The sequence below is a fragment of the Actinoplanes ianthinogenes genome (genome assembly GCF_018324205.1).
GTDB classification, from domain to species: Bacteria; Actinomycetota; Actinomycetes; order Mycobacteriales; family Micromonosporaceae; genus Actinoplanes; species Actinoplanes ianthinogenes.
In genome coordinates, this window is the sequence record NZ_AP023356.1 from 3,566,193 (window position 1) to 3,589,615 (window position 23,423).

The following is a 23,423-nucleotide window of genomic DNA, read 5'->3' on the forward strand; positions in this document are numbered from 1 at the left end:
CAGTCCGGGCACAGGATGATCCGGGCACACGACGATCCGGGCGCCGGGCGGGCAGCGACCCGGCGGGCCGGCGGTCAGCGACCCCGGCGGGCCGGCGGTCAGCGGTCCAGGCACAGGATGGTCCGGGCACAGGACGGTCCAGGCGTGGGGCGGTCAGCGACCCCGGCGCGCCAGCGGTCACCGGTCCGGGCACAGGATGGTCCGGGCACAGGATGGTCCGGGCGTGGGGCGGTCAGCGACCCGGGCGCGCGGACGATCAGCGGTTTGGGCGCCGTTGGTAGAGGCCGGCGGTGAAGGCGGCGGACAGGACGGCGGTCAGGAGCGGCACGAAGATCGCGCCGGGCAGGTGGGTGCCGGCCAGGAGGACGGGGACGGTGGCGAAGGCCGACGCGAGGATGGGTGTGGCCACGAAGGCGCCGCCCGGGAGGGGCCGGAGCACCAGGCCGCGGCTGCCGACCGCCCAGCGGAGGATCGCGGCGAACAGGGGCAGGACGGCCACCGCGGCGAAGGCGCCGTAGATCGCGGCCGGGGGCGAGCCGGCCAGCGCCAGCGCCAGGACGCCGAGCACCAGCGCGGCCGGGAACGCGCCGGCCGTGACGAGCGGCAGTACGCGAACGAGCGACGACGTATCCGCGGCGATCACGCGCAGGGCCGCCGGATGGCCGGGGGCAATGGTCAAGGCGATCCGGGCGGCGGCCACGGCGGCTTCGGTACGGCCCTGCTGGTTCAGCAACTCGGCGAGCAGTGCGTGACCGTCCGCGCTGCTCGGGTCCAGCTCGGCCGATCGGGTCGCGGACTGTTCCGCCTCGGCGATACGGCGCAGGTAGTAGAGGGCGAGCGCACGCATCCGGTGCCCCGCGGCGCTGTCGGGCTCCCGTTCCAGGGACTGGTCGGCGGCTGCCAGCGCCGCCACATGGTGGCCGAGCCCGATCCGCGCCCCGGCGAGCCGGTGCCAGGCCCGGGCATCCGCCGGGTACTCCCGCAGGAACTCCTCCAGCAGGCGGACCGCGTCCGCGAATCGTTCCTCGTGCACGGCGACGTGGGCGGCGGCGACCAGCGGCTGCTCCCCTTCGGCCCGCCAGTGGGCCGCGTCGGGCACGGTCGCGGCGTGCGGCTCCGGCGGCGCGTAGGGCATCGGCAGGACCGGCGTCTCGGCGACGTAAGGGGCCGGCGGTGCGGCGGGCAGGCCGGAGGGCGCGGGCCACGCGGGGACCTCCGGGGCCGGCCCTGCCATCGGCCCGGGCAAAGCCGTCGAACCAGGCGCCCGCGGGACAGCCGAGGGCGAGACAGGCGTGACCGGGACAGGTGTGGTCGCCGCGGGTGGCGCGGAGGACTCGGGAACGGGTGTGGCGCCGGGGCTGGACGGTGGGACGTCGGTCATGGCGGGTTCCCGGTCATCGAGATGGGCGAACGACCGCCGACTCTAATCGACCGCCACGATTGTCCGGAACGGCACCGCCCGGCCCCGTGGAGCCACGGGACCGGGCGGTGAACGTACGAAAAAAATCAGGAAGCGCCGAGCCGGGACAGGATCAAGTCGCGGACGGTCTTGGCGTCGGCCTGGCCTCGCGTGGTCTTCATGACCGCGCCCACCAGCGCACCCGCCGCGGCGACCTTGCCGTCACGGATCTTGGCGGCGATGTCCGGGTTCGCGGCGATGGCCTCGTCGACCGCGGTCTGCAGCGCGCCGGTGTCGGAGACCACCTCGAGGCCGCGGGCGGCCATCACCTCGGTCGGCGAGCCCTCGCCGGCCACCACGCCCTCCAGCACCTGCCGGGCGAGCTTGTCGTTGAGCTTGCCGTCGTCGACCAGTTTCTGCAGCTCGGCGACCTGGGCCGGGGTCGCGCCCACGGACGACAGCTCGATGCCCAGCTCGTTGGAGCGGCGGGCCAGCTCGCCCAGCCACCACTTGCGGGCGCCGGCCGGGGAGGCGCCGGCCGCGATGGTCTCCTCGATCAGCTCGATGGCGCCGGCGTTGACCGCCGACTGCATCTCGACCTCGGAGATGCCCCAGTCCTCGCGCAGACGGGCCCGCTTGACGCTCGGCTTCTCCGGCAGCTCGGCCTTGAGCTGGGCGACCCACGCCGGGTCCGGCGCGATCGGGACCAGGTCGGGCTCGGGGAAGTAGCGGTAGTCGGTCGCGGTCTCCTTGGAGCGGCCCGGGCTGGTGTCGCCCCGGTCCTCGTGGAAGTGCCGGGTCTCCTGGAAGATCCGGCCGCCCTCGTCGAGGATCCCGGCCTGGCGGATGACCTCGGAGCGGACCGCGCGCTCGACGGAGCGCAGCGAGTTCACGTTCTTGGTCTCGGTGCGGGTGCCCCACTCCTCGCCCGGCCTGTTCAGCGAGGTGTTGACGTCGCAGCGCATCGAGCCCTGCTCCATCCGGACGTCGGAGACGCCCAGCGCGCGGATGATGTCGCGCAGCTCGGCGACGTAGGCCTTGGCGACCTCGGGAGCGAGCGCGCCGAGCCCGGGGACCGGCTTGGTGACGATCTCGACGAGCGGGATGCCGGCCCGGTTGTAGTCGACGAGCGACTCGGTGGCGCCGTGGATGCGACCGGTGGCGCCGCCGACGTGCAGCGTCTTGCCGGTGTCCTCCTCGATGTGCACCCGCTCGATGCCGATCCGGTACTCCTTGCCGTCCACGGTGACGTCGACGTAACCGTCCACGCAGAGCGGCTCGTCGTACTGCGACGTCTGGAAGTTCTTCGGCATGTCCGGGTAGAAGTAGTTCTTCCGGGCCATCCGGCACCACTGCGCGATGTCACAGTTCAGCGCGAGGCCGATCCGGATCGTGGCCTCGATGGCGGCCCGGTTCATCACCGGGAGCGCGCCGGGCAGGGCCAGGCAGACCGGGCAGACCTGAGTGTTCGGCTCGGCGCCGAAGTCGGTCTTGCAGCCACAGAACATCTTGGTCTGGGTGCCCAGCTCGACGTGCGTCTCCAGGCCGATGACCGGCTCGTAACGGCTCAGGGCGTCGTCGTAGGACGGCAGCGCGATCGTGGTCATGTGCTTCGGCTCCGGCTCACTGCAACATCGGACATGGCATCGGGTTGTCGGACTACCGGACTAGCCTAGTCGCCCGGTATGACGCTCCGTCGGGGGGTTTACGCACGCCCCCCCCACGGCGAAGGATCTTCGCGATAGCGTCTGGTCATGCATCGATTTCTCGCCGTAGTGGCCCTCGCCGCGACGGTCCTGTGCGCGGCGTGCACGGATGACCCGGAGAAACCCGCGCCGGCGACCGAGCCGTCGTCCGCGCCGCCCGCCGCTCCCGCCGCCGACTACGCGGCCTGGGCGGCCGGTCGCTCCACCCCGGTCGCCGACACGCTCTATCCCGAGCACGGCAACCCGAAGATCGACATTCTCGGGTACGACCTGAAGCTCGACTGGCAGCCCCCGAAGAAGCTGCTCACCGGCACCGCGACGATCCGCCTGCGCCCGGTCGCCGCAGCCACCGAGATCAGCCTCGACTTCGCGAACCTGACCGTCGACAAGGTGACCGTGGACGACTCCTCGGCGTCTTTCACCATTGCCGAGCAGAAGCTCACCGTGCCGGCCACGCTCGTCGCCGATCAGCCCGTCACCCTGGTGGTCGACTACCACGGCACGCCCAAGGAGGTCAGCTTCCCGTCGCACCGCGACGACGCCAAGGAGGGCGTGGGCCTGCGCCCGGCCAAGAACGGCGGCATCTGGACCATGCAGGAGCCGTGGGGCGCGATGACCTGGTACCCCGCCAACGAACTGGTCTCCGACAAGGCGCTGTACGACATCGCGGTGACCGTCCCGGCCGGCTGGGCCGCGGCGGCGAGCGGCACGCCCGGGCCGGTCGAGGGGAACACGTACCACTACACCTCGAAGGTGCCGGTGGCCGCGTACCTGACCACGCTGGCCGTGGACAAGTACAAGAAGGTGACGCAGACCGGCCCGCACGGGCTGCCGCTGACCTACTGGGTGCTGCCGAAGACCGACGACAAGCTGCTGACGTCGCTGAAGAAGTCGCCGGAGATCCTCACCTGGCTGGAGCAGAAGCTCGGCAAGTACCCGTTCGAGACGGCCGGCGCCCTGATGAACGGCTCGATCTCGGCGATGGAGACCCAGCAGATGCTGAGCATGGGCCGGTCGCTGAAGTGGGATCCGGCCTTCTTCGAGGAGACCCTGGCCCACGAGTACGCCCACCAGTGGTTCGGCGACGCGGTCACCCCGGCCACCTGGACCGACCTGTGGCTCAACGAGGGCTTCGCGCAGTACATCCAGTTCCTGTACGAGCAGAAGGTGCAGAAGTTCAGCGACGCCCAGCTGGAGGTCTTCCTCCGCCAGCGGGACGCCGAGCTGCGCAAGAAGGTCGGCCCGCCCGGCAAGCCGAAGGCCGCCAACTTCGCCGAGAGCAACGTCTACCTCTGCGGGGCGGCGATGCTGAAGGAACTGAACGACGCGCTCGGAGACAAGAAGTTCTTCGCGCTGATGCAGGCCTGGGTGGCCGAGCACCGGGGCACCAACCAGGACCGGGCGGCCTTCATCGCCTTCGTCAGGACGAACACCGGCAAGGACTTCAGCAAGCTCATCAACGCCTGGCTGGACTCCCCGAAGACCCCGGCGTGAGCCGCCGGGGTCTCCGGACTCAGAGCGCCGGCGGGGTGAACGTGCCGACCGCGGACTCCAGGGCGCCGGCGACCCGGTACATCCGGTCGTCGGCCAAGGTCGGGGCCATGATCTGGAAGCCGACCGGCAGCCCCTCGGAGAGACCGCACGGGACCGAGATGGCCGGGCCGCCGTACAGGTTCGTCGGGATGGTGAACAGGTCGGCCAGGTACATCTGGTACGGGTCGCTGGTCCGCGAGCCGAACGGGAACGCGACGAACGGCGTGGTCGGCGAGACCAGCACGTCCACCTTCTCGAAGGCGGCCTCGAAGTCGCGGGTGATCAGCGTCCGGACCTTCTGCGCCTGACCGTAGTAGGCGTCGTAGTAGCCGCTGGACAGCGCGTACGTGCCGATGATGATCCGGCGCTTGACCTCCGGGCCGAAGCCGGCCTCGCGGGTCAGCGACATGACCTCCTCGAGCGAGTGCTGGCCGTCGTCGCCGGCGCGCAGGCCGTAGCGCACGCCGTCGAAGCGGGCCAGGTTGGACGAGCACTCGCTGGGGGCGATCAGGTAGTAGGCCGGGAGGGCGTACTGGAAGTGCGGGCAGGACACCTCGACGACCTCGGCACCCAGCTTGACCAGCGCCTCCAGGGACTCCTTGAACGCGGCCACGACGCCCGGCTCGGAGCCGTCACCGGCGAACTCCTTGACGATGCCGAGCTTCACGCCGGTCAGGTCGCCCTGCAGGCCGCGGCGGGCGGCGGCGACCACGTCCGGCACCGGCTGCGCGATCGAGGTGGAGTCGCGCGGGTCGTGGCCGGCGATCACCGCGTGCAGCAGGGCGGTGTCCTCGACGGTGCGGGCGCACGGGCCCGGGGTGTCGAGGGACGACGAGAAGGCGATCAGGCCGTACCGGGAGGTGCCGCCGTACGTCGGCTTGGCGCCGACCGTGCCGGTGACCGCGCCGGGCTGGCGGATCGAGCCACCGGTGTCGGTGCCGATCGCGAGCGGGGCCTCGTAGGCCGCGAGCGCCGCGGCCGAGCCGCCACCGGATCCGCCCGGGATCCGGCCCAGGTCCCACGGGTTGTTCGTCGGGCCGTACGCCGAGTACTCGGTGGACGAGCCCATCGCGAACTCGTCCATGTTGGTCTTGCCGAGGATCGGCATGCCGGCGGCCTTGAGCCGCTCGACGATGGTCGCGTCGTACGGCGGTTTCCAGCCCTCGAGGATCTTCGACGCGGCGGTGGTCGGGATGCCCTTGGTGGTCACCACGTCCTTCACCGCGATCGGCACCCCGGCCAGCGGGCCGGTGATCTCACCGTCGTCGACCTTTTTCGCCGCGGCGAGCGCACCCTCGCGGTCCACGTGCAGGAACGCGTGCACCCGCTCCTCGACGGCCGTGATCCGGTCGAGGTGGGCGGTGGCGACCTCGACGGCCGACACCTCACGCTTCGCGATCATCCCGCTCAGGGCGGCCGCGCTCAACTTGGTCAGGTCGCTCACGGTCAGTCCTCCTCGTCCAGGATGCGCGGCACCCGGAACCGGCCCTCGTACGCATCCGGCGCCCCGGAGAGGGCGGCGTCCTGCGTGAGGCTCGGCTGGGGAACGTCGTCGCGGTACACGTTGGTCAGCGGCACCGAGTGCGAGGTCGGCGGAATGTCCTCCGCGGCCACCTCACCGACCCGGGCGACCGATTGCAGGATCACGTCGAGCTGCCCCGCGAATCGATCGAGCTCCTCTTCGGTCACGGCGAGCCGCGACAGGCGCGCCAGGTGCGCTACCTCTTCGCGGGAGATGGCGGCCATCCTGCCCCCTCGTTCTGTTTGTGCGTCTGCCTGCAAACCCAGAGTCTATTTCGCCGGGATCCACGGGCCGCGAAGAACCCCGGGCCGGATCGGCCGGTACCGGGAAAGCCACTCGGCGAGCTCCGGAGCGGGCATCGGCCGGGCGTGGAACCAGCCCTGCGCGGCGTGGCAGCCGGCCGCCGCGAGCAGCCGCCAGGTCAGCTCGTCCTCCACCCCCTCGGCGACCGCGCGCAGGCCGAGCGACTCGGCCAGCCCGATCACCGACCGGACGATCGCGGCGTCGCCCGGGTCGTCGGCCATGCCCAGCACGAACGAGCGGTCGATCTTCACCTCGGCGAGCGGCAGCCGGCGCAGGTGCTGCAACGACGAGTACCCGGTGCCGAAGTCGTCCAGCGAGATCGCCACGCCCATCCGGTCCAGCCGGGTGATCGTGTCCAGCACCCGGTGCGGGTCGGCCATCAGCGCGCTCTCGGTGATCTCCAGCTGGAGCAGGTCCGCGGGCACCTCGTACTCCCGCAACAACTCGCCGACCCGGTCGGCGATGTCTCCGGCGTGCAGATCGCGGGCCGACACGTTGACCGCTGCCCGCAACGGCCTTCCTCCGGTACGCCAAGCCGCCAGCTGGGCCACCACCTCGTCCAGCACCCGGGCCGTGAGCAGCCGCATCACCGGCGTCGGCTCGGCCACCCGGAGCAGTTCCTCCGGCCCGACCAGGCCGCGTTTCGGGTGCCGCCAGCGCAGCAGCGCCTCCACCCCGACCACCTCGCCGGTCGCGATGGCGATCTGCGGCTGGTAGTAGAGCACTATCCCGTCGTCGGGCGGGTCGCGCCGGAGCGCCGCGCGCAGGTCGGCGAGCAGGGCGAGACGGTCCGGGGAGGTGTGCGGCGCATCCGGGCCGTGCACCGCGACCTGGTCGCCGCGCTGCTTCGCCTCGTACATCGCGGACTCGGCCTCGCGCAGCAGGGTGGCGCCGTCGCGCCGGCCGGACTGGAGCGCGATCCCGATCGAGGCGGTCAGCTCGACCGGGGTGCCGTCCAGCGGGAACGGGCGGCTCAGCGCCTCGGACAGGTGCTCGGCGATCCGGCGGGCCGAGGCGGCGCCCTCGACCCGGGTGGCGAGCACCGCGAACTCGTCGCCGCCGAGCCGGACCACCAGGTCGTGCCGGGGCACCGCGGCGGTCAGCCGGTCGGCGACCCGGGCCAGCAGGCGGTCGCCGGCGCCGTGGCCGAGCGCGTCGTTGACCGTGCGGAACCGGTCCAGGTCGAGCAGGAGCAGGGCGCGCTGCCGGTCCGGGCCGCGTTCGGACATGGTGGACTGCAGGGCGCGCCGGTTGGGCAGGCCGGTGAGCGGGTCGACCCGGGTGGCCCGCTCGGACTCGCCGGCCCAGCGGACCATCCGGTGCACGGCGTGCAGGGCCAGCAGGGCCATCGGCAGCAGGGCCGGGCTGACCCGCGCGGCGACCAGCAGGACCGGGGCGAGCAGCAGCAGGGCCGCGGTCGCCATCAGGTCCGCGCGGGCGCGGCGCCGATGACGGGTACGCCGTTCCGAGGCCCACCGCCCCACCACCGCCGCCACCGTGTAGCGCGCCGCGATCCAGGCGGCCGCCGCGGCGCAGGTCAGCGCCGCGTCCCGGAGATCGGGGCGGGGATCCATCCGCCAGGCGATCAGCCCGGCCACGATCGACGCGGCGCCCAGCCCGGCGGCGTGCTGCACGGCCAGGTGGATCGTGCGGGGCACCGGGTGGCGCATCCGCACCCCGGCGACCGTCACGGCCACCAGCTGCACCGCCAGCGCCGGCACGAAACCCCAGGCGAGGGCGATCGCGAAGGTGAAGCAGATGGACGGCAGGATCACCCGGCTGGCCCGCCGCCCGGGCAGCGGCTGCGGCCGGGCGTCGGCGACCACGGCGAGGACCGCCATGATCCAGTACGCCGGGGGCAGCGCACGGAACGTCCCCGGTGCGGCCGCCCAGAGCGCCAGGTCGGCGGCCACGGTCAGACCCGTGGTGACGATCAGCGCACGCCGTCGCCGGGGCCCGGAGGCAGCCGTAAGCGGGCGAACGGCATCCATGCGACCTCCACGACTGGCCTCGATCACCGATCGCCTACACCATAGATCCACATGGTGCGAATGCCGTGAAACCGCTTACCCGTTATTGAAACGGCATAAGATACCAACCCCCCATTTCACCCATTCGGGGGAGGTCACCCTTCCGGCGCCACCTCCGCGACCGCCCGGGCCGCGTCCGGGCCCTCGGTGAGCAGGACGGTGAAGCCGGCCTCGTCGAGGACCGGCACCTTGAGGCTGATCGCCTTGTCGTACTTGCTGCCCGGGTTGTCGCCGACCACCACGAAACCGGTCTTCTTCGAGACCGAGCCGCTCACCTTGCCACCACGGGAGGTGACCGCCTCGGCCGCCTGGTCCCGGGTGAAGCCGGCCAGGGTGCCGGTGACCACCACGGTCAGGCCCTCCAGCGGGCGCGGGCCGCTCTCCGCCCGCTCGTCGGCCATCCGCACGCCGGCCGCACGCCACTTGCGAACGATCTCCCGGTGCCACGGCACGGTGAACCACTCCCGCAGGCTGTCCGCGATGATCGGCCCGACCCCGTCCACCGCCGCGATCGGATCGACCGCCTTGGCCTTCCGCTTCGCCGCCACCACGGCCTCCGAAGCCGGCCCGCCGTCCCCGGCACCCGCCGCCTCGCCGCCGTCCCCGGCACCCGCCGCCTCGCCGCCGTCCCCCAAGGCCTCCGCATCCGACGCCTCGTCGTCCCCCGCCGCCTCCGCCAGCTGGGCGGCCTCCGCCGAGGCGGCCACCGCCTCCGGGTCAGCGGCCGTGCGCGCCAGCTCCGCCTCCAGCGCCTCCATCGACCCGTACTCCAGCGCCAGCGCCTCGGCCGCCGTCGGTCCCACGTGCCGGATCGACAGCGCCACCAGCACCCGCGCGAACGGGCGCGTCTTCGCCTCCTCCAGCGAGGCGAGCATCTTGCCGGCGTTGGTGCTGAGTTTCCCGCTCTTGTTGACGAAGAACGGAACCCGCTGCAGGTCCTCCTCGGTCAGCGTGAACAGGTCGCCCTCGTTGTGCAGCACCCCGGAGTCGAGCAGCGCTTTCGCCGCCTTGTAACCCAGCACCTCGATGTCCAGCACGCTCCGGCCGGCCAGCGTGGCCAGGCGCTCGAGCAGTTGACCCGGGCAGGACTCGCTGTTCGGGCAGCGGATGTCGACGTCGCCCTCCTTGGCCGGCGCCAGCGGCGTGCCGCAGGACGGGCACTCGGTCGGCATCACGAACGCCCGGGCGTCGGCCGGCCGCAGGTCGATCACCGGCCCGAGGATCTCCGGGATCACGTCACCGGCCTTGCGCAGCACCACGGTGTCGCCGATCAGCACGCCTTTGCGGGCCACCTCCTGCGCGTTGTGCAGGGTCGCCTGCGACACCTCGGAACCGGCGACCTTCACCTTCTCCACGATCGCGTACGGCGTGACGCGGCCGGTGCGCCCCACGTTCACCGCGATGTCGAGGAGCTTGGTGGTGACCTCCTCGGGCGGATACTTGAACGCGATGGCCCAGCGCGGCGCCCGGCTGGTCGAGCCGAGCCGGCCCTGGATCGCCACGGCGTCCACCTTGACCACCACGCCGTCGATCTCGTGCTCGACGTCGTGCCGGTGCTCGCCGTAATAGTCGATGAACTCGCGGACGCCGGCCATGTCGTCGAACAGTTTCCACCGGGTGCTGGTGGGCAGGCCCCAGGACCGCAGGGCCTCGTACGCGTGCGACTGCGAGGCCGGGCTGAAGCCCTCGCGGGCGCCGATGCCGTGCACCACCATGCGCAGGCCCCGGGACGCGGTGACCCGGGGATCCTTCTGCCGGAGGCTGCCGGCGGCGGCGTTCCGCGGATTCGCGAACGGGGCCTTGCCCTGCTCGACGAGCGTCGCGTTGAGATCGGCGAACGCCTCGGCCGGGAAGTAGATCTCGCCGCGGACCTCGATCAGGTCGGGCACGTCGTCGCCGGCCAGCCGCTCCGGGATCTCACGGATCGTCCGCACGTTGGGCGTCACGTCCTCACCGCTGCGCCCGTCACCGCGGGTCAGGCCGCGGACCAGCTTGCCTTTCTCATAGAGCAGGTTGATCGCCAGGCCGTCGACCTTCAGCTCGCACAGGAACGGGACCGGCCCGCCGGCGTCCCGGACCGTCCGCTCGGCCCACGCGTCGAGCTCGTCGAGGCTGAAGACGTTGTCCAGCGACATCATCCGCTCGAGGTGCGGGACCGTGGTGAAATCCGTGGAGAACGTGCCGCCCACGTTCTGCGTCGGGGAGTCCGGCGTCCGCAGCTCGGGGAACTCGGTCTCCAGCGCCTCCAACTCGCGCAGGAGCCGGTCGAACTCACCGTCGGAGATGGTCGGCGCGTCGAGCACGTAGTAGTGATACTGATGATCGCGGATCTCCTCGGCGAGCTCCGCGTGTCGGGCGCTGGCCTCGGCGCTCGGTGACGTCACCACAACCTCCGTGTCTCGACAACCTACGAGGCACGGTAGTCGCCACCCCCGACAATTTCGGGCTCACACCTCGGAGATCCGGCGACCCGCCTCGTGACACGCCTTCAGCAGCGCTCGCACGTAACCCGGAGTCGCCCCGGCGAGCCCACAGGCCGGCGTGACGACGACCTGCCGGGGCAGCCGCGCGGCCGGGAAACCGAGGCGCTGCCAGAGCTTCTGCACCCGCTCCGCGATCTGCTTGGACTCGGGCCGCTTGCCGCCCACCGGCCGGGTCGGCGCGGCGCCGACGAACAGGCCCAGGTCCGCCTCGATCGCCTCGCCGATCGGGTCCAGGTCCTTGATCAGCGAGAGGTCGAAGGCCGCGGCGGCGGCTTTGGCGTCCCGGATCACCTGGAGCGGCAGGTCCGGCGCGCAGCAGTGCACCACGACCGGGGCGCCGACCGCCTCGGTCACGGTCCGCAGCCGGGCCGCGGCGTCCGGCCCGTCCACCGCCTTGTACGCGCTCAGCCCGCTCTCGGTCGGCACCTGCCCGGCCAGCACGGCCGGCAGCGACGGCTCGTCCAGCTGCAACAGCACGGTCGCGCCGGGCAGCCGTTTGCGCACGTCGGCGACGTGCCGGTGCAGCCCCTCGGCGAGCGAGTCGGTGAGGTCCCGGACCGCGCCCGGGTCGCGCAGCAGCCGCCCGCCGATCGGCAGGTCGATCGAGGCCGCCAGGGTCCACGGCCCGGCCGCCTGGATCTTGACGGTGCCGGTGAAGCCGTCGCCCTGCTCGGTGAGCTGGTCGAGGTCACGTTCCAGCAGGTCGGCCGTACGCCGCAGGTCCTTGCCCGGCCGACCGGCCACCTGCCAGCGGCCGGCGTAGAGCTGAACCGGCAGCTCGACCAGGAACCCGGCGCCGCGGCCGATGATGTCCGCCCCCGGGCCGCGCTCCGGCAGCTCCGGGAGGTGGGGCAGATCGGGCAGCTCGCCGAAGACGATCCGCTGGGCCTCGGCGATGTCGGTGCCGGGCAGCGAGCCGATACCGCTGGCCGCCCCGGCCGGCCAGGGGAAGTCAGGCATGGGCCGACGCCCGGGTGCCGGCGGTGATGGTGGCCGAGCCGAGCACGATGTCGCCGTCCGGATCCGGCTTGTAGGCGACGATGGCCTGCCCCGGAGCGACGCCGCGGGCCGGAGTCTCCAGGATCGCGGTCAAGCCCGAGGACGACACCGTCACGGACGCCGGCACCACCTCGCCGTGCGCCCGGAGCTGAACCTCGCAACGGACATCTGCCGCATCCTCGTGCCAGATCGGCCGAGCCGCCTCCACCGTGTCCACCTCGAGGTCCTCGCGCGGGCCCACCGTCACCGTATTCGTCACGGGAGTGATGGAAAGCACGTAGCGCGGACGGCCGTCGGCGGCCGGAACTCGCAGGTCAAGCCCCTTCCGCTGACCGATGGTGAACCCGTAGGCCCCGTTGTGGGTCCCCAGTTTCGCCCCGGTCCGCCCGTCCACGATGTCACCGGGCGCCGACCCGAGCCGCCCCTGGAGGAACCCCCGGGTGTCACCGTCGGCGATGAAGCAGATGTCGTGCGAGTCGGGCTTGTCCGCGACGGCCAGGCCCCGGGCGGCGGCCTCGGCGCGCACCCGCTCCTTCGTCCAGTCGCCGAGCGGGAACATCGCCCGGTCCAGCTGCTCGCGGGTCAGCACGGCCAGCACATAGGACTGGTCCTTGGCCAGGTCGACGCTGCGGCGCAGCAACCCGTCGGCGCCGAGCCGGGCGTGGTGCCCGGTGACCACCGCGTCGAACCCGAGAGCCACCGCCCGGTCCAGCACCGCGGCGAACTTGATCTTCTCGTTGCAGCGCAGGCACGGGTTCGGCGTGCGGCCGGCCGCGTACTCCTCGACGAAGTCGTCGACCACACTCTCGTGGAACTCGTCGGCCATGTCCCACACGTAGAACGGGATGCCGATCACGTCGGCGGCGCGCCGCGCGTCCCGCGAGTCCTCCAGCGTGCAGCACCCGCGGGCGCCGGTGCGGTAGGTCTGTGGATTACGGGCCAGCGCCAGGTGCACACCGGTGACGTCGTGCCCGGCCTCCTTGGCCCGGGCGGCGGCGACCGCGGAGTCGACACCACCGGACATGGCCGCAAGAACTCGCATGCCCCCAGCCTATCTGGGGGTCTTCCAGGCACCGGCCCGGCGGGCGCGCTCGACCGCGCCGGGCAGCGCGCCGAGCAGCGCGTCCAGGTCCGCCTCGGTGCTGTCGTGGCCGAGCGAGAAGCGCAGCGACGAGCGCGCCCGGGCGTCGTCCGCGCCCATCGCCAGCAGCACGTGGCTGGGCTGCGCCACCCCGGCCGAGCAGGCCGAGCCGGTCGAGCAGTAGATCCCCTGCGCGTCCAGGAGCAGCAGCAGGGCGTCACCCTCGCAGCCGGGGAAGGAGAAGTGCGCGTTGCCGGGCAGCCGGTGGTCCGGATCACCGTTGTAGATCGCGTCCGGGATCGCCGCGAGCACCCGCCGGACCAGCTCGTCGCGCAGCGCCGCGACCCGGTCCGCGTACTCCAGCCGGGCCCGCACGGTCGTCTCGACCGCGACCGCGAACGCCACCACGCCCGGGGTGTCCAGCGTCCCGGACCGCACGTCGCGCTCCTGCCCGCCGCCGTGCAGCAGGGGGGTGCAGGCCACGTCGCGGCCCAGCACCAGCGCGCCGACACCGACCGGGCCGCCCAGCTTGTGCCCGGTCAGGGTGAGCGCGGCCACGCCGCTGTCCGCGAAGTCGACCGGCACCTGCCCGACCGCCTGCACCGCGTCGGTGTGGAACGGGATGCCCGCGCCCGCCGCGATCGCGGCCAGCTCGGCGACCGGCTGCACCGTGCCCACCTCGTTGTTCGCCCACTGCACACTGACCACGGCGATCTCCTCGCCGTGCGCGCGCACCAGCTCGGCGAACCCGGCCGCATCGACCCGGCCGGCGCCGTCCACCGGCAGATACGCCACCTCGGCGCCCTCGTGCCGCCCCAGCCAGTCGACCGCGTCCAGCACCGCGTGATGCTCCACCGCCGAGGCCACCACCCGGCGCAGCGCCGGGTCGGCGTCCCGGCGGGCCCAGAAGACGCCCTTGGTGGCCAGGTTGTCCGCCTCGGTCCCGCCGCCGGTGAAGACCACCTCGGAGGGCCGGGCGCCGATCACCGCGGCGATCCGCTCGCGGGACTCCTCGACCATCCGGCGGGCGCCACGACCGGCCGCGTGCAGGGAGGACGGGTTGCCGATCTCCCGGGCCGCGGCCGCGTAGGCGTCCAGCGCGGCGGAGAGCATCGGCGTGGTCGCCGCGTGATCGAGGTAGGCCATTTTTCCCACTCTAGAATGTGCTGCTCGAAACAAGCATCCACGCCCACCCCGCGAGCACCATCAAGATCTTCATTTACGCGCGTCCGCTCGGGTACGGATCGCACGCTCCCGCGCGGGCCGGGCACGGCGATCTGGCCGCTGGCGCGTCCATAACGATCGCCGCACCCTTCATTCTCCGCGGGTGGTCACCGAAACCCGCGCGCGGCCCCGGGCGTACCGAAAAACGCCGAACGGCCCGGCGGAGAACCGCCGGGCCGTGACCAGGGACTGCCTTACTTGCGCTTGCGGATCTCGTCCGCGGCCTGCGGGACGACCTTGAACAGGTCGCCGACCACGCCGAAGTCGGCGAGCTCGAAGATCGGGGCCTCGGGGTCCTTGTTGACCGCGACGATCGTCTTCGAGGTCTGCATGCCGGCCCGGTGCTGGATCGCGCCGGAGATGCCGAGCGCGACGTAGAGCTGCGGGGAGACGGTCTTGCCGGTCTGGCCGACCTGGAACTGGTGCGGGTAGTAGCCCGAGTCGACCGCCGCGCGGGACGCGCCGACCGCGCCGCCGAGCAGGTCGGCGAGCTCCTCGACCAGCTTGAAGTTGTCGGCGTTGCCGACGCCGCGGCCACCGGAGACGACGATGCCGGCCTCGGTGAGCTCGGGACGCGAGCCCTTCTGCTCGGCGACCCGCTGCGTGACGGTGGCCAGCTTGTCCGAGTCGCTGACCGCGACGGTGAGCGCCTCGACGGCCGGAGTGGCCGGCGCGGCGACCGGGGTGGTCGAGTTCGGCCGGATGGTGACGATCGGCAGGCCCTTGGTGACCTTGGACTTGACGATCGTGGAGCCGGCGAAGACGACCTGGGTGGCGGTGCCGTCGGCGGCCAGGTCGACCGCGTCGGTCAGCAGGCCGTTGTCCAGCTTGACCGCCAGACGACCGGCGATCTCCTTGCCCTCCTGGGTGGAGGCGAGCAGCACGGCGGCGGGCTGCACGTTCTTGACCAGCTCGGCGATCGCGGTGGCCTTGGGGGCGGCCCCGTGGTCCTCCACGTCCGCGCCGGACGCGGTGTAGATCTTCGCCGCACCGAACTCGGCGAGCTTGGCCTGGTCGGCCTCGCCGAACACGACGGCGGACACCTCGCCGAGCCCGCGAGCGATGGTCAGCATCTCGAGCGTGACCTTCTTGACGCCGGCCTCGACGACAACGAGTACTTCAGCCATGACGAGACCCCTTCTCAGACGAACTTCTCGGTGGCGAGGTACGCGACGAGCTGCTCGCCGCCGGTGCCCTCGTCGGTGACCTTCGCGCCGCCGGAGCGGGCCGGACGCTTCGACCACTCGAGCACGGCGCTGGTGGCGCCGGCCGAGCCGACCTCGTCGGCGGAGACGCCGAGGTCGGCCAGGGACAGGCTCTCCAGCGGCTTCTTCTTGGCGGCCATGATGCCCTTGAAGGACGGGTACCGCGGCTCGTTGATGGTGTCCCAGACGCTGACGATCGCCGGGGTCGCGGCGGTGACCACCTCGTAGCCCTCGTCGGTCTGCCGCTCGATGGTCAGCTGCGCGCCGTCCACGGTGAGCTTGCGCGCGCCGGTCAGCGCGGCCACGCCGAGGCGCTCGGCCAGCATGTGCGGGACGACCTGCACGCGGCCGTCGGTGGACTCGGCGCCACACAGGATCAGGTCGGCGTTCAGCCGGCCGAGGGCGGCGGCGAGCACCTTGGAGGTGGCCACCGCGCAGGAGCCGTGCAGGGCGTCGTCCTGCACGTGGACGGCCTTGTCGGGGCCCATGGAGAGCGCCTTGCGGATCGACTCGGTCGCGCCGGACGGGCCGACCGTCAGCACGGTCACCTCGCCGCCGTGCGCCTCCTTGATCTTCAACGCCTCCTCGATGGCGTACTCGTCCATCTCGTTGATGACGTTGCTCGCCGAGCCACGCTCGACGGTGTTGTCGCTCGCGCTCAGGGTGCGCTCGGCACCGGAGTCGGGCACCTGCTTCACCAGTACGACGATGTTCATCGCGCTATTGACCCTCCTGTATTGAACGCACCGTTGCGATCGAGCCGGTCCGTCGGCCGGCCTTGCCTGGCCGCGGACATGTCAGAAAGGTTACCCGCCAGTAGCTTTGCTGTTGCCGGCCACCCAGAGTGACACACCTCACTAGCATCTGCCGCAGGAGGTTTCATGACATGTCCGGCACGGTTAACCTGACCGGCACCCATCCTCTCGCAAACCGAGGGGAAGCGGAGCCGCACGCCCACGGCCGATCCGATCCCGACTCTCCGTGGTGCCGCTGTGGCCAGCTACGGGAGACCTGCGTGAGTGACGAAGTACGCAATCTCTGGCACCACCTTCTTGACCCGTCCGGTCAATAATCGGCGAGTGTTCGGTGGCCTGCGACAGTGGTTCGACCCGGAGAGCGCCCATACCGAGGGCACCACACCGGACTATCGGTTCTCGCTGGCCAACGAACGGACCTTCCTGGCCTGGATCCGCACCGGGCTCGCGCTGATCGCCGGCGGACTGGCCTGTGCCCAGTTCCTGCCGCCGCTGCCGATCGCCCGGTTACGAGAGATCATCGCGATCGCGCTGCTGGTGCTCGGCGGCGTGGTCGCGCTACGTGCGGTGGATCACTGGGCCCGGGCCGAGCGGGCCATGCGGCTCGGCATCGACCTGCCCCGCTCCCGGTTCCCGGCGGTCCTGGCGATCACCGTGGCGATCGGAGCGGTGCTGCTGGTCGCCGCGGTGCTGTACCGGGTCGTCGCGTGACCACCCGCGACCCCGGGGCCTCGCCGGAGCGCACCCGCCTGGCCTGGCGGCGCACCGGCCTGTCCGCCGCCGCGGTCGCCCTGCTCGCCGCCCGCCCGGCCGTCCATCCCGGCGCCGGCCCGGCCGAGTGGCTGATCGCCGGCGCCGCGCTGGGCGGCTGGGCGGCCCTGGCGGCCCTCGCCCTGCACCGCGCACCCGGCCTGCGAGCCCGTCCACCCCGGCCCGCGCCCCGCTCGATCAGGGCCTACGCGCTGATCACCGCGGCTCTCGCGGTCCTCGGCGGGCTGGTTGTCATGCTCTGATCGTCGCCGGAGGGCGTCGGGCGGGGCATCATTGCCCCATGGTCCGGTTGTTCATCTTCTTGGCCGCGGTCGCGCTCGTCCTGCTGATCCTGGCGCTCATCGCCTGCCTGTCGGCGGATCGCGTGCGTGGCATGCCGCGGCTGCTCTGGGTCCTGGTCGTCGTGCTGATCCCGCTGGCCGGGCCGATCGCGTATTTCCTGTGGGGCCGCCCGGCGAGCCCGGCCGCCCGGCGCCCGGCCACCCGGCCGTCCTCGCCGGACGACGACCCGGACTTCCTACGCTCGATGGACACCGAGCAGTCCCGGCGGGAGCGGGAGCTGCTCGCCCAGTGGGAGCGCGAGCTGCGTCACGACGACGAGCAACAGCAGTAACTTTGTGCAGATCGCGCGATCAGGCCAGCACGGAGCTGCGCGGGTAGGCGTCGGCCGGATCGGTCAGCACGTTGACCAGATAGGGGACCCCGGCGTCGAAGGCCCGCCGCAGCGCCGGCCCGACCTCGGACGCCTTCGCCACCGTCTCCCCCGCGCCGCCCAGCGCCCGGACCACCTCGTCGTACCGGATCCCCGGCTGGAGATCGGCCGCCACGTCGAAGCCGTACATGGCCCGCATCGGGTGCTTCTCCAGCCCCCACATCCCGTTGTTGCCGACCACCAGCACCACCGGCAGCCCCTGCCGGACCAGTGACTCCACGTCCATCAGGGAGAACCCGGCGGCGCCGTCGCCCAGCAGCACGCAGATCTGCCTGCCGGGGTAGGTGACCCGGGCCCCCATCGCGTAGCCCAGGCCGGTGCCCAGGCAGCCGTACGGACCCGGGTCGAGCCAGGTCCCGGGCTGGGCCGGCTCCAGGAACCGCCCGGCGTACGAGACGAAGTCCCCGCCGTCCCCGATCGTCACCGCGTCCGGCGCGAGAACCTTGCGCAGCTCGCCGTAGATCCGGGCCGGCTTGATCGGGTCGCTCTCGGCGGCCATCAGCTCGACGTCGCGGAACCGGGCGGCGTCCTCGGCCACCCGCAACCCGGCGATCCACTCCTCGTGATCACCGGTCGTCGCGGCCAGCCCGCGCAGAATCACCCGGAGGTCGCCGACCGGCGAGACCGCCGGAGTGACATGTGTCGCACGCTGCTCGGCCGAGTCGACGACGTGCACCACCCGGGCCGCCCCGAAGTCGCCGAAGCCCAGCCGGAAGTCCAGCGGGGTGCCCACCACGGCGACCACGTCGGCCTGGCCGAGGGCGACCCGGCGGGCCCGGGCGAAGGCGAGCGGATGCCCGGGCGGGAGCGCGCCGCGACCCATCCCGTTGGTGAAGACCGGGACCCGCAACGCCTCCGCGGCGGCCCGCAGCTCGGCGATCGCGTCACCGGTCCAGACGTCCGAGCCGGCCACGATCACCGGGCGATCCGCGTCCCGCAGCAACACGGCCGCGCGGGTCACCTCGTCCGGATCGGGCTCCAGGACCGGCACGGCCGGGACGCCCGGGTCGGCCGCCGCCGAGGTGGAGAAGATCACGTCGAGCGGCAGATCCAGGAAGGCCGGGCCGCGGTGCGGGGTGAGCGCGGCGGTCAGGGCCGCGCCGATCTGACCGGGGATCTCGGCGCAGTCGGTGACCGTGGCGGCGTACTTGGTGACCGGGGCGACCAGCGGGACGTGGTCGAGCTCCTGGAGGCTGCCCGCGCCCCAGCGGAAGGCGGGTGCCCGCCCGCCCAGCACCAGCACCGGCGAGCCGTTGAAGTGGGCGCTGGTCAGGCCGGAGATGCCGTTGGTCACCCCGGGACCGGCGGTGAGCACGGCCAGGCCCGGCCGGCGTCGCAGCTTGGCCACCGCCTCGGCGGCGAAGACCGCGGACTGCTCGTGCCGCACGTCGTAGAGGCCGAACCCGGACTCGTGGGCGGCCGCGTAGAGCGGGAAGACGTGACCGCCGGAGAGGGTGAACATCTCGGTCACCCCGAACGCCCGGAGCGCCGCCAGCGCCAGCTCCCCGCCGTGCCCCTCGATCGGCATCTCGCCCTCCGTCTACGGATGCACCAGGCTCACGATCTGCTTGAACACCTCGACGGCGTCCTGTTTCCAGCTCTTGCCCGGATCCCCGTACCCGTAGGCCACGATCAGCGCGGCGATCGGTACACAGATCATCGTCAGCAGGCTGAGCAGCACCTGGAAGAAGCGGAGCAGCCGGCTCTTGCGCCGCTTCGGCTTCGGCGCCGGCTGCCGCTTCTGCTCGGCTTGCTTCGGCCGGGCCGGCTTGGGAGCCTTCCTCGGCTGCTGCTGGGGCACGCTCGGCGGGCGCGGCGCGGCGACCACGGCCCGCCCGGACACCGGGCGCGCCTGCCCGGTCACCGGAGAGACCGGCCGGGCATGCGCCACCACCGGGTTCGCCGGCCGCGACGGGGCCGCTTTCGGTGCGGGTTGATTTTTGCGTACGCCGGGAGTGCGCACCTCGTGCTGCGGCGGACTGGTCGGCATCGTGGCGTCCGGGTCGTGCCGCCAGTGCGGGGGCTCGGCGTCCGGCCACGGGTCGACCGGTGGGCGCATGTGCGGGGGGACCACGAGCTCCGGACGGATCTCGGTCTCCCGGTTGTCCACGTCGGGCTCACGGGCGGTCTTGCCCTGCGATGTCGCCGGGGCGGCGGCCCGATCGAGCGGGCGGCGGCCGGACGGCTCGTCCCCGGACTCCGGCAGCGGTCCGGCGGCCGCACCCGGCACGCGGGGCGGCAACGAACCGGCTGCGGCACCCGGCACCCGCGCAGGCAGCGAACCGGCACCACCCGGCGCCTGGGCGGGCAGTGACCCGGCAATAGCGCCCGACGCCCCGGCAGCAGCCCCTGATACCTGCGCGGCCGACGACCCCCCAGCAGCCCTCGGCGCCTGGGCGGGCAACGACCCGGCAGCAGCACCCGGCGCCTGCGCGGCCGGCAACCCGGCAGTAGCGCCCGGCGCCTGTGCGGCCAGCGACCCGGCAGCAGCACCCGGCGCCTGCGCGGCCGGCGATCCGGCAGACCCGCCGGACGCCTGGGCAGACGTGCCCGGGAGCCGTGCGGGCGGCGGGCCGGCAGCAGCCCCCTGGCCTCCGGCCGTCAGCGCCGAGCCGGCCGCCTCCGGGATCGATTGCGCCTCAACCGGCTGGGTCATGATCGGAAGGTCCGATTTATCGGACCTGCCGGATGCGCCGACCGGCGGCGGCGTCGTCGGCTCACTGAAGTCCCGCACCACCGGCGCCGGCCCGCTGAAGTCCCGCACCGCAGGCGTCGTGAGCTCGCTGAACTCGGACGCCACCGGCATCGCCGGCCCACCGAACTCCGGCAACGACCGCGACGGCAGCCGCAACTCGGCCGTCGGTCCGGGCGCCGCCGGCTCCGACGCCAGCAACGCCGCCCCGGCCAGGATGCTCCCCTCGGCCACCACCAGCTCCGGCTGCTCGATCACCACCGGCGGCTCCCCCAGCTCCCGGTGCAGCAGCGTCGCCACCAACGGGATCCGGCTGGCCCCGCCGACCAGGAACACCCCGGCCAGCCGCCCGGCCGGCAGGTCCGCGAACGTCAGCAGGTTCCGCGTGATCCGGACGGTCTGCTCCAGCACCGGCCGGGCGACCTGCTCCAGCTCGTCCCGGGTCAGGTGCACCTCGGTGTCCAGCAGCGGCACCACGAAGTCGGCGGACTGCGCCCGGGACAGCCGCTCCTTGGCGATCCGCACGTCGTCCCAGAGCTGCCGGCGGGCGCGGCGCTCCTCGACCGTGGACGGCTCCAGCAGCCGCTGCCAGGCGTCCGACTGCATGTGCTCGACCAGCGCCGCGTCCACGTCCAGGCCGCCCAGGTCGTCCCGCCCGTCGACGGCGAGCACCTCGAAGCCGGTGGCGGTCCGCGAGACCAGGCTGGCGTCGAAGGTGCCGGCTCCGAAGTCGTGCACCATCAGCACCGAGCCGATCGGCACGTCCCGCCCGAGCACCTCGGCGAAGTAGGTGGCCGCCGCGACCGGCTCGGCGACCAGCCGGGCGCCGGACAGCCCGGCCCGGGCGGCCGCCTCGGCCAGCAGGGTGCGCCGGGTGGCGCCCCAGGTCGCGGGGCAGGTGAGCGTGGTCTCCGGCCGATACGGCCCGACGGCGCGATGCCACTCCTCGACCACCCGGGCGAGCACCGCGGTGATCAGGTCCACGACGTCGAACTCCCGCTCGCCGAGCAGGACCAGGCCGTCGTCGACCCGGCGTTTCGGGTTCGGCTCGAAACGGGCGGGCTCCAGGCGGGCACTGTGCACCGCGTCCCGCCCGACCAGCAGGCTGCCCGCGGCGTCCGCGAAGACGGCGGACGGCAGCAGGGGCGAGCCGTCGACCAGGATCGGCCGCGCGCGCCCATCCGGCCACCGCGCGACGGCGACGGTGTTGGAGGTGCCGAAGTCGATGCCGAGGGCGTACTTCGGACCACCCTGGTCGATGGACATGAGCGAAGTCTAGGCGGTGCCTGTGACAGGTAGGGCCACCGTCACTGTCCGGTGAACTTCGGCTTCCGCTTCTCGACGAAAGCGGTGGTGCCCTCCACCCGATCGTCGGTGGCGAACAGTCCGGCGAACAGGTGCGACTCCAGCGCCAGGCCGGCCGCCAGGTCCATGCTGAGCCCGGCGTCGATGGCCTGCTTGGCGGCGCGCAGCGCGAGGGCGGGCCCGGTCACGTAGGGCTGGACCAGCTCGACAGCCGTCTCGTACACCCGGTCGGCCGGGACCACCCGGTCGGCGAGCCCGATCCGCTCCGCCTCGGCCGCGGTCACCATCCGGCCGGAGAAGATCAGCTCCTTGGCCCGGGCCGGGCCGACCAGGCGGGCCAGCCGCTGGGTGCCGCCGGCGCCCGGGATGATGCCCAGCTTGATCTCCGGCTGGCCGAGCTTGGCGTCCTCGGCCACCACCCGCCAGTCGCAGGCCAGGGCCAGCTCGCAGCCGCCGCCCAGGGCGAACCCGGTGATCGCGGCCACCACCGGCTTGGGGATCCGGGCGACCGCGTCGAACGCCCCGGAGAGCGCCGCGGCCCGGCCCACCATGTGCTGATAGCTGACTGTCGTGAACTCGGTGATGTCGGCGCCGGCGGCGAACACCTTCGCCCCGCCCCAGACCACCACGGCACGCACCGCGGGATCGCCGGCCGCGGCCGTCGCCGCCGCCCGCAACTCCTCCTGCACCTGGGTGTTCAGCGCGTTCATCGGGGGTCGTTCGAGCCGGATCGTCCCGATCCCGTCCGCGATCTCCAGCCGTACGAACTCGCCCACGCCGAACCTCCGTTGGTTGCCGTTTCGCAGCCAGCCTACGACGGGTACCGACTAGATTGGGTCCCCTGGGGAGGACAGATGACCACGTACTACCGGGACCCGGACGTGCTGATCACTTCGTCCGGGATCCATATGAACGGCCGCGACTTCCGCCTGCCCGAGCTGATCCAGGTGTGGCACACCAAGGGCGCCCGGTCCTGGTCGGTGATCGCCAAGCGGGGTGCCTTCGGGCTCACCATTCTGCTGCCGCTGCTGGTCGGCGCGCTCGCCGTCGGGCTGGCGCTGGCGCTACGCATCGATCTCTCGCACACGATCGCGATGGTGATCGGCGGGGTGCTGATCGGGCTGGCCGTGGTGCCGGTCGCCGACCTGATGCTGGAGCGGGTCGACCGGTCATACGACCAGGGCAGCCGGACCATCGAGATCTGGGGCCGGGTGCGCGGCGGCGAGGTGCTGCTGCTGCGGACCACGAACGCGCAGCGGTTCGGCCGGATCTACCGCGCGCTGCAACGGGCCATGGAGCCGGCGGTGCGCCGCTGACTGGTTAGAGTGCCCGGATGAACAGTGCCCGTTCGAACAAGGATGCCGCGGCATTGGCCGGGTTGCTCGCCACCACGGGCGTACTGCATTTCGTGGCGCCGAAGCCGTTCGACGCGATCGTGCCGAAGTCGTTGCCCGGGTCGGCGCGGCAATGGACGTACCTCAGTGGTGTCGCCGAATTGGCAGTGGCCGCGGCCGTCGCGCATCCCCGCACCCGGCGGATCGGCGGTCTTGCCGCCGCCGCGCTGTTCGCCGGCGTCTTCCCGGCGAACGTCAAGATGGCCTGGGACTGGCGGCACGCCTCGCCCGCCAAGCGCGCGATCGCGTTCGGCCGCCTCCCGTTGCAGGCCCCGCTGATCGCCTGGGCCCTGCGGGTATCTCGCTGAT

At 72.6% G+C, this 23,423-nt stretch carries 20 protein-coding genes; 6 read left to right on the forward strand and 14 right to left on the reverse strand.

All coding sequences use genetic code 11. From position 1 onward, the window contains the following. Positions 1 to 256 precede the first annotated feature (256 nt). A complete protein-coding gene (locus tag Aiant_RS15905; protein ID WP_189328761.1) occupies positions 257 to 1,234 on the reverse strand; it encodes a tetratricopeptide repeat protein in 978 nt (325 codons plus the stop codon). A gap of 272 nt (positions 1,235 to 1,506) precedes the next feature. Further along, complete coding sequence (gene gatB / locus Aiant_RS15910; RefSeq protein WP_189328760.1) at positions 1,507 to 3,006, reverse strand: Asp-tRNA(Asn)/Glu-tRNA(Gln) amidotransferase subunit GatB; 1,500 nt, start codon at positions 3,004 to 3,006, stop codon at positions 1,507 to 1,509. Between the two features lie 147 nt (positions 3,007 to 3,153). Between gatB and Aiant_RS15915 the strand changes: the two genes are divergently transcribed. After that, positions 3,154 to 4,599: a M1 family metallopeptidase gene (locus tag Aiant_RS15915; RefSeq protein WP_189328759.1), complete on the forward strand. Its 1,446-nt coding sequence runs from the start codon at positions 3,154 to 3,156 to the stop codon at positions 4,597 to 4,599. Positions 4,600 to 4,618: 19 nt separating this feature from the next. Here Aiant_RS15915 and gatA read toward each other — a convergent pair whose 3' ends face one another. From gatA to Aiant_RS15960, 9 genes are all read right to left on the reverse strand, one after another. Then, a complete protein-coding gene (gene gatA, locus Aiant_RS15920; RefSeq protein WP_189328758.1) occupies positions 4,619 to 6,082 on the reverse strand; it encodes an Asp-tRNA(Asn)/Glu-tRNA(Gln) amidotransferase subunit GatA in 1,464 nt (487 codons plus the stop codon). A gap of 2 nt (positions 6,083 to 6,084) precedes the next feature. Further along, positions 6,085 to 6,384, reverse strand: a complete 300-nt coding sequence (gatC, locus tag Aiant_RS15925) for an Asp-tRNA(Asn)/Glu-tRNA(Gln) amidotransferase subunit GatC (protein ID WP_185037567.1) — start codon at positions 6,382 to 6,384, stop codon at positions 6,085 to 6,087. A 45-nt stretch (positions 6,385 to 6,429) separates the two neighbouring features. Beyond that, positions 6,430 to 8,454 carry a putative bifunctional diguanylate cyclase/phosphodiesterase gene (locus Aiant_RS15930; protein WP_189328757.1) on the reverse strand — a complete coding sequence of 675 codons (2,025 nt, stop codon included), beginning with the start codon at positions 8,452 to 8,454 and terminating at the stop codon, positions 6,430 to 6,432. 134 nt (positions 8,455 to 8,588) lie between these two features. Further along, the gene (gene ligA, locus Aiant_RS15935) at positions 8,589 to 10,880 is read right to left on the reverse strand and encodes an NAD-dependent DNA ligase LigA (RefSeq protein WP_229829836.1); all 2,292 of its coding nucleotides are present in this window, start codon (positions 10,878 to 10,880) and stop codon (positions 8,589 to 8,591) included. Between the two features lie 60 nt (positions 10,881 to 10,940). Further along, positions 10,941 to 11,936, reverse strand: a complete 996-nt coding sequence (locus Aiant_RS15940) for a uroporphyrinogen decarboxylase/cobalamine-independent methonine synthase family protein (RefSeq protein ID WP_189328755.1) — start codon at positions 11,934 to 11,936, stop codon at positions 10,941 to 10,943. Next, positions 11,929 to 13,017 (reverse strand): tRNA 2-thiouridine(34) synthase MnmA, encoded by a 1,089-nt coding sequence (mnmA, locus tag Aiant_RS15945; protein WP_189328754.1) that lies wholly within the window; start codon positions 13,015 to 13,017, stop codon positions 11,929 to 11,931. The genes Aiant_RS15940 and mnmA overlap by 8 nt, the downstream gene beginning before the upstream one ends. A gap of 9 nt (positions 13,018 to 13,026) precedes the next feature. Beyond that, on the reverse strand, positions 13,027 to 14,202 hold the full coding sequence (locus Aiant_RS15950; RefSeq protein ID WP_189328753.1) for a cysteine desulfurase family protein: 1,176 nt from the start codon (positions 14,200 to 14,202) through the stop codon (positions 13,027 to 13,029). Positions 14,203 to 14,474: 272 nt separating this feature from the next. After that, positions 14,475 to 15,407, reverse strand: a complete 933-nt coding sequence (locus Aiant_RS15955) for an electron transfer flavoprotein subunit alpha/FixB family protein (protein WP_189328752.1) — start codon at positions 15,405 to 15,407, stop codon at positions 14,475 to 14,477. Between the two features lie 14 nt (positions 15,408 to 15,421). Further along, a complete protein-coding gene (locus Aiant_RS15960) occupies positions 15,422 to 16,201 on the reverse strand; it encodes an electron transfer flavoprotein subunit beta/FixA family protein (RefSeq protein ID WP_189328751.1) in 780 nt (259 codons plus the stop codon). A 363-nt stretch (positions 16,202 to 16,564) separates the two neighbouring features. Here Aiant_RS15960 and Aiant_RS15965 point away from each other — a divergent pair, with 363 nt between their 5' ends. The 3 genes from Aiant_RS15965 to Aiant_RS15975 are packed head-to-tail and all read left to right on the forward strand — an operon-like array spanning position 16,565 to position 17,624. Beyond that, positions 16,565 to 16,951, forward strand: a complete 387-nt coding sequence (locus tag Aiant_RS15965) for a YidH family protein (RefSeq protein ID WP_189328750.1) — start codon at positions 16,565 to 16,567, stop codon at positions 16,949 to 16,951. Further along, positions 16,948 to 17,253 carry a DUF202 domain-containing protein gene (locus Aiant_RS15970; RefSeq protein WP_189328749.1) on the forward strand — a complete coding sequence of 102 codons (306 nt, stop codon included), beginning with the start codon at positions 16,948 to 16,950 and terminating at the stop codon, positions 17,251 to 17,253. Before Aiant_RS15965 ends, Aiant_RS15970 begins: the two co-directional genes overlap by 4 nt. 38 nt (positions 17,254 to 17,291) lie before the next feature. Next, on the forward strand, positions 17,292 to 17,624 hold the full coding sequence (locus tag Aiant_RS15975) for a PLDc N-terminal domain-containing protein (RefSeq protein ID WP_189328748.1): 333 nt from the start codon (positions 17,292 to 17,294) through the stop codon (positions 17,622 to 17,624). Between the two features lie 19 nt (positions 17,625 to 17,643). Here Aiant_RS15975 and Aiant_RS15980 read toward each other — a convergent pair whose 3' ends face one another. The 3 genes from Aiant_RS15980 to Aiant_RS15990 are packed head-to-tail and all read right to left on the reverse strand — an operon-like array spanning position 17,644 to position 22,496. Then, entirely contained in the window at positions 17,644 to 19,251 is a 1,608-nt protein-coding gene (locus tag Aiant_RS15980; protein WP_189328747.1) for an acetolactate synthase, read from the reverse strand. A gap of 12 nt (positions 19,252 to 19,263) precedes the next feature. Then, a complete protein-coding gene (locus Aiant_RS45715; RefSeq protein ID WP_229829835.1) occupies positions 19,264 to 21,681 on the reverse strand; it encodes an Hsp70 family protein in 2,418 nt (805 codons plus the stop codon). A gap of 41 nt (positions 21,682 to 21,722) precedes the next feature. Next, a complete protein-coding gene (locus Aiant_RS15990; protein ID WP_189328746.1) occupies positions 21,723 to 22,496 on the reverse strand; it encodes an enoyl-CoA hydratase/isomerase family protein in 774 nt (257 codons plus the stop codon). 78 nt (positions 22,497 to 22,574) lie between these two features. On the opposite strand from Aiant_RS15990, the gene Aiant_RS15995 reads away from it, so the two are divergent. Together Aiant_RS15995 and Aiant_RS16000 are read left to right on the forward strand one after the other, a co-directional pair. Continuing rightward, a complete protein-coding gene (locus Aiant_RS15995) occupies positions 22,575 to 23,036 on the forward strand; it encodes a DUF6232 family protein (protein ID WP_189328745.1) in 462 nt (153 codons plus the stop codon). A 17-nt stretch (positions 23,037 to 23,053) separates the two neighbouring features. Continuing rightward, positions 23,054 to 23,422, forward strand: coding sequence for a DoxX family protein (locus Aiant_RS16000; protein WP_189328744.1), 369 nt, complete (start codon positions 23,054 to 23,056; stop codon positions 23,420 to 23,422). The last annotated feature ends 1 nt before the right edge of the window (position 23,423 follow it).

Coding starts and splice junctions, on each gene's coding strand:
- Aiant_RS15975 (WP_189328748.1), top strand. CDS start 17,292: ATGGTCCGGTTGTTCATCTTCTTGGCCGCGGTCGCGCTCGTCCTGCTG.
- Aiant_RS15995 (WP_189328745.1), top strand. CDS start 22,575: ATGACCACGTACTACCGGGACCCGGACGTGCTGATCACTTCGTCCGGG.
- Aiant_RS15915 (WP_189328759.1), top strand. CDS start 3,154: ATGCATCGATTTCTCGCCGTAGTGGCCCTCGCCGCGACGGTCCTGTGC.
- Aiant_RS16000 (WP_189328744.1), top strand. CDS start 23,054: ATGAACAGTGCCCGTTCGAACAAGGATGCCGCGGCATTGGCCGGGTTG.
- gatB (WP_189328760.1), bottom strand. CDS start 3,006: ATGACCACGATCGCGCTGCCGTCCTACGACGACGCCCTGAGCCGTTAC.
- Aiant_RS15940 (WP_189328755.1), bottom strand. CDS start 11,936: ATGCCTGACTTCCCCTGGCCGGCCGGGGCGGCCAGCGGTATCGGCTCG.
- Aiant_RS15950 (WP_189328753.1), bottom strand. CDS start 14,202: ATGGCCTACCTCGATCACGCGGCGACCACGCCGATGCTCTCCGCCGCG.
- mnmA (WP_189328754.1), bottom strand. CDS start 13,017: ATGCGAGTTCTTGCGGCCATGTCCGGTGGTGTCGACTCCGCGGTCGCC.
- Aiant_RS15955 (WP_189328752.1), bottom strand. CDS start 15,407: ATGGCTGAAGTACTCGTTGTCGTCGAGGCCGGCGTCAAGAAGGTCACG.
- Aiant_RS15905 (WP_189328761.1), bottom strand. CDS start 1,234: ATGGCAGGGCCGGCCCCGGAGGTCCCCGCGTGGCCCGCGCCCTCCGGC.
- Aiant_RS15980 (WP_189328747.1), bottom strand. CDS start 19,251: ATGCCGATCGAGGGGCACGGCGGGGAGCTGGCGCTGGCGGCGCTCCGG.
- gatC (WP_185037567.1), bottom strand. CDS start 6,384: ATGGCCGCCATCTCCCGCGAAGAGGTAGCGCACCTGGCGCGCCTGTCG.
- Aiant_RS45715 (WP_229829835.1), bottom strand. CDS start 21,681: ATGTCCATCGACCAGGGTGGTCCGAAGTACGCCCTCGGCATCGACTTC.
- Aiant_RS15960 (WP_189328751.1), bottom strand. CDS start 16,201: ATGAACATCGTCGTACTGGTGAAGCAGGTGCCCGACTCCGGTGCCGAG.
- Aiant_RS15930 (WP_189328757.1), bottom strand. CDS start 8,454: ATGGATGCCGTTCGCCCGCTTACGGCTGCCTCCGGGCCCCGGCGACGG.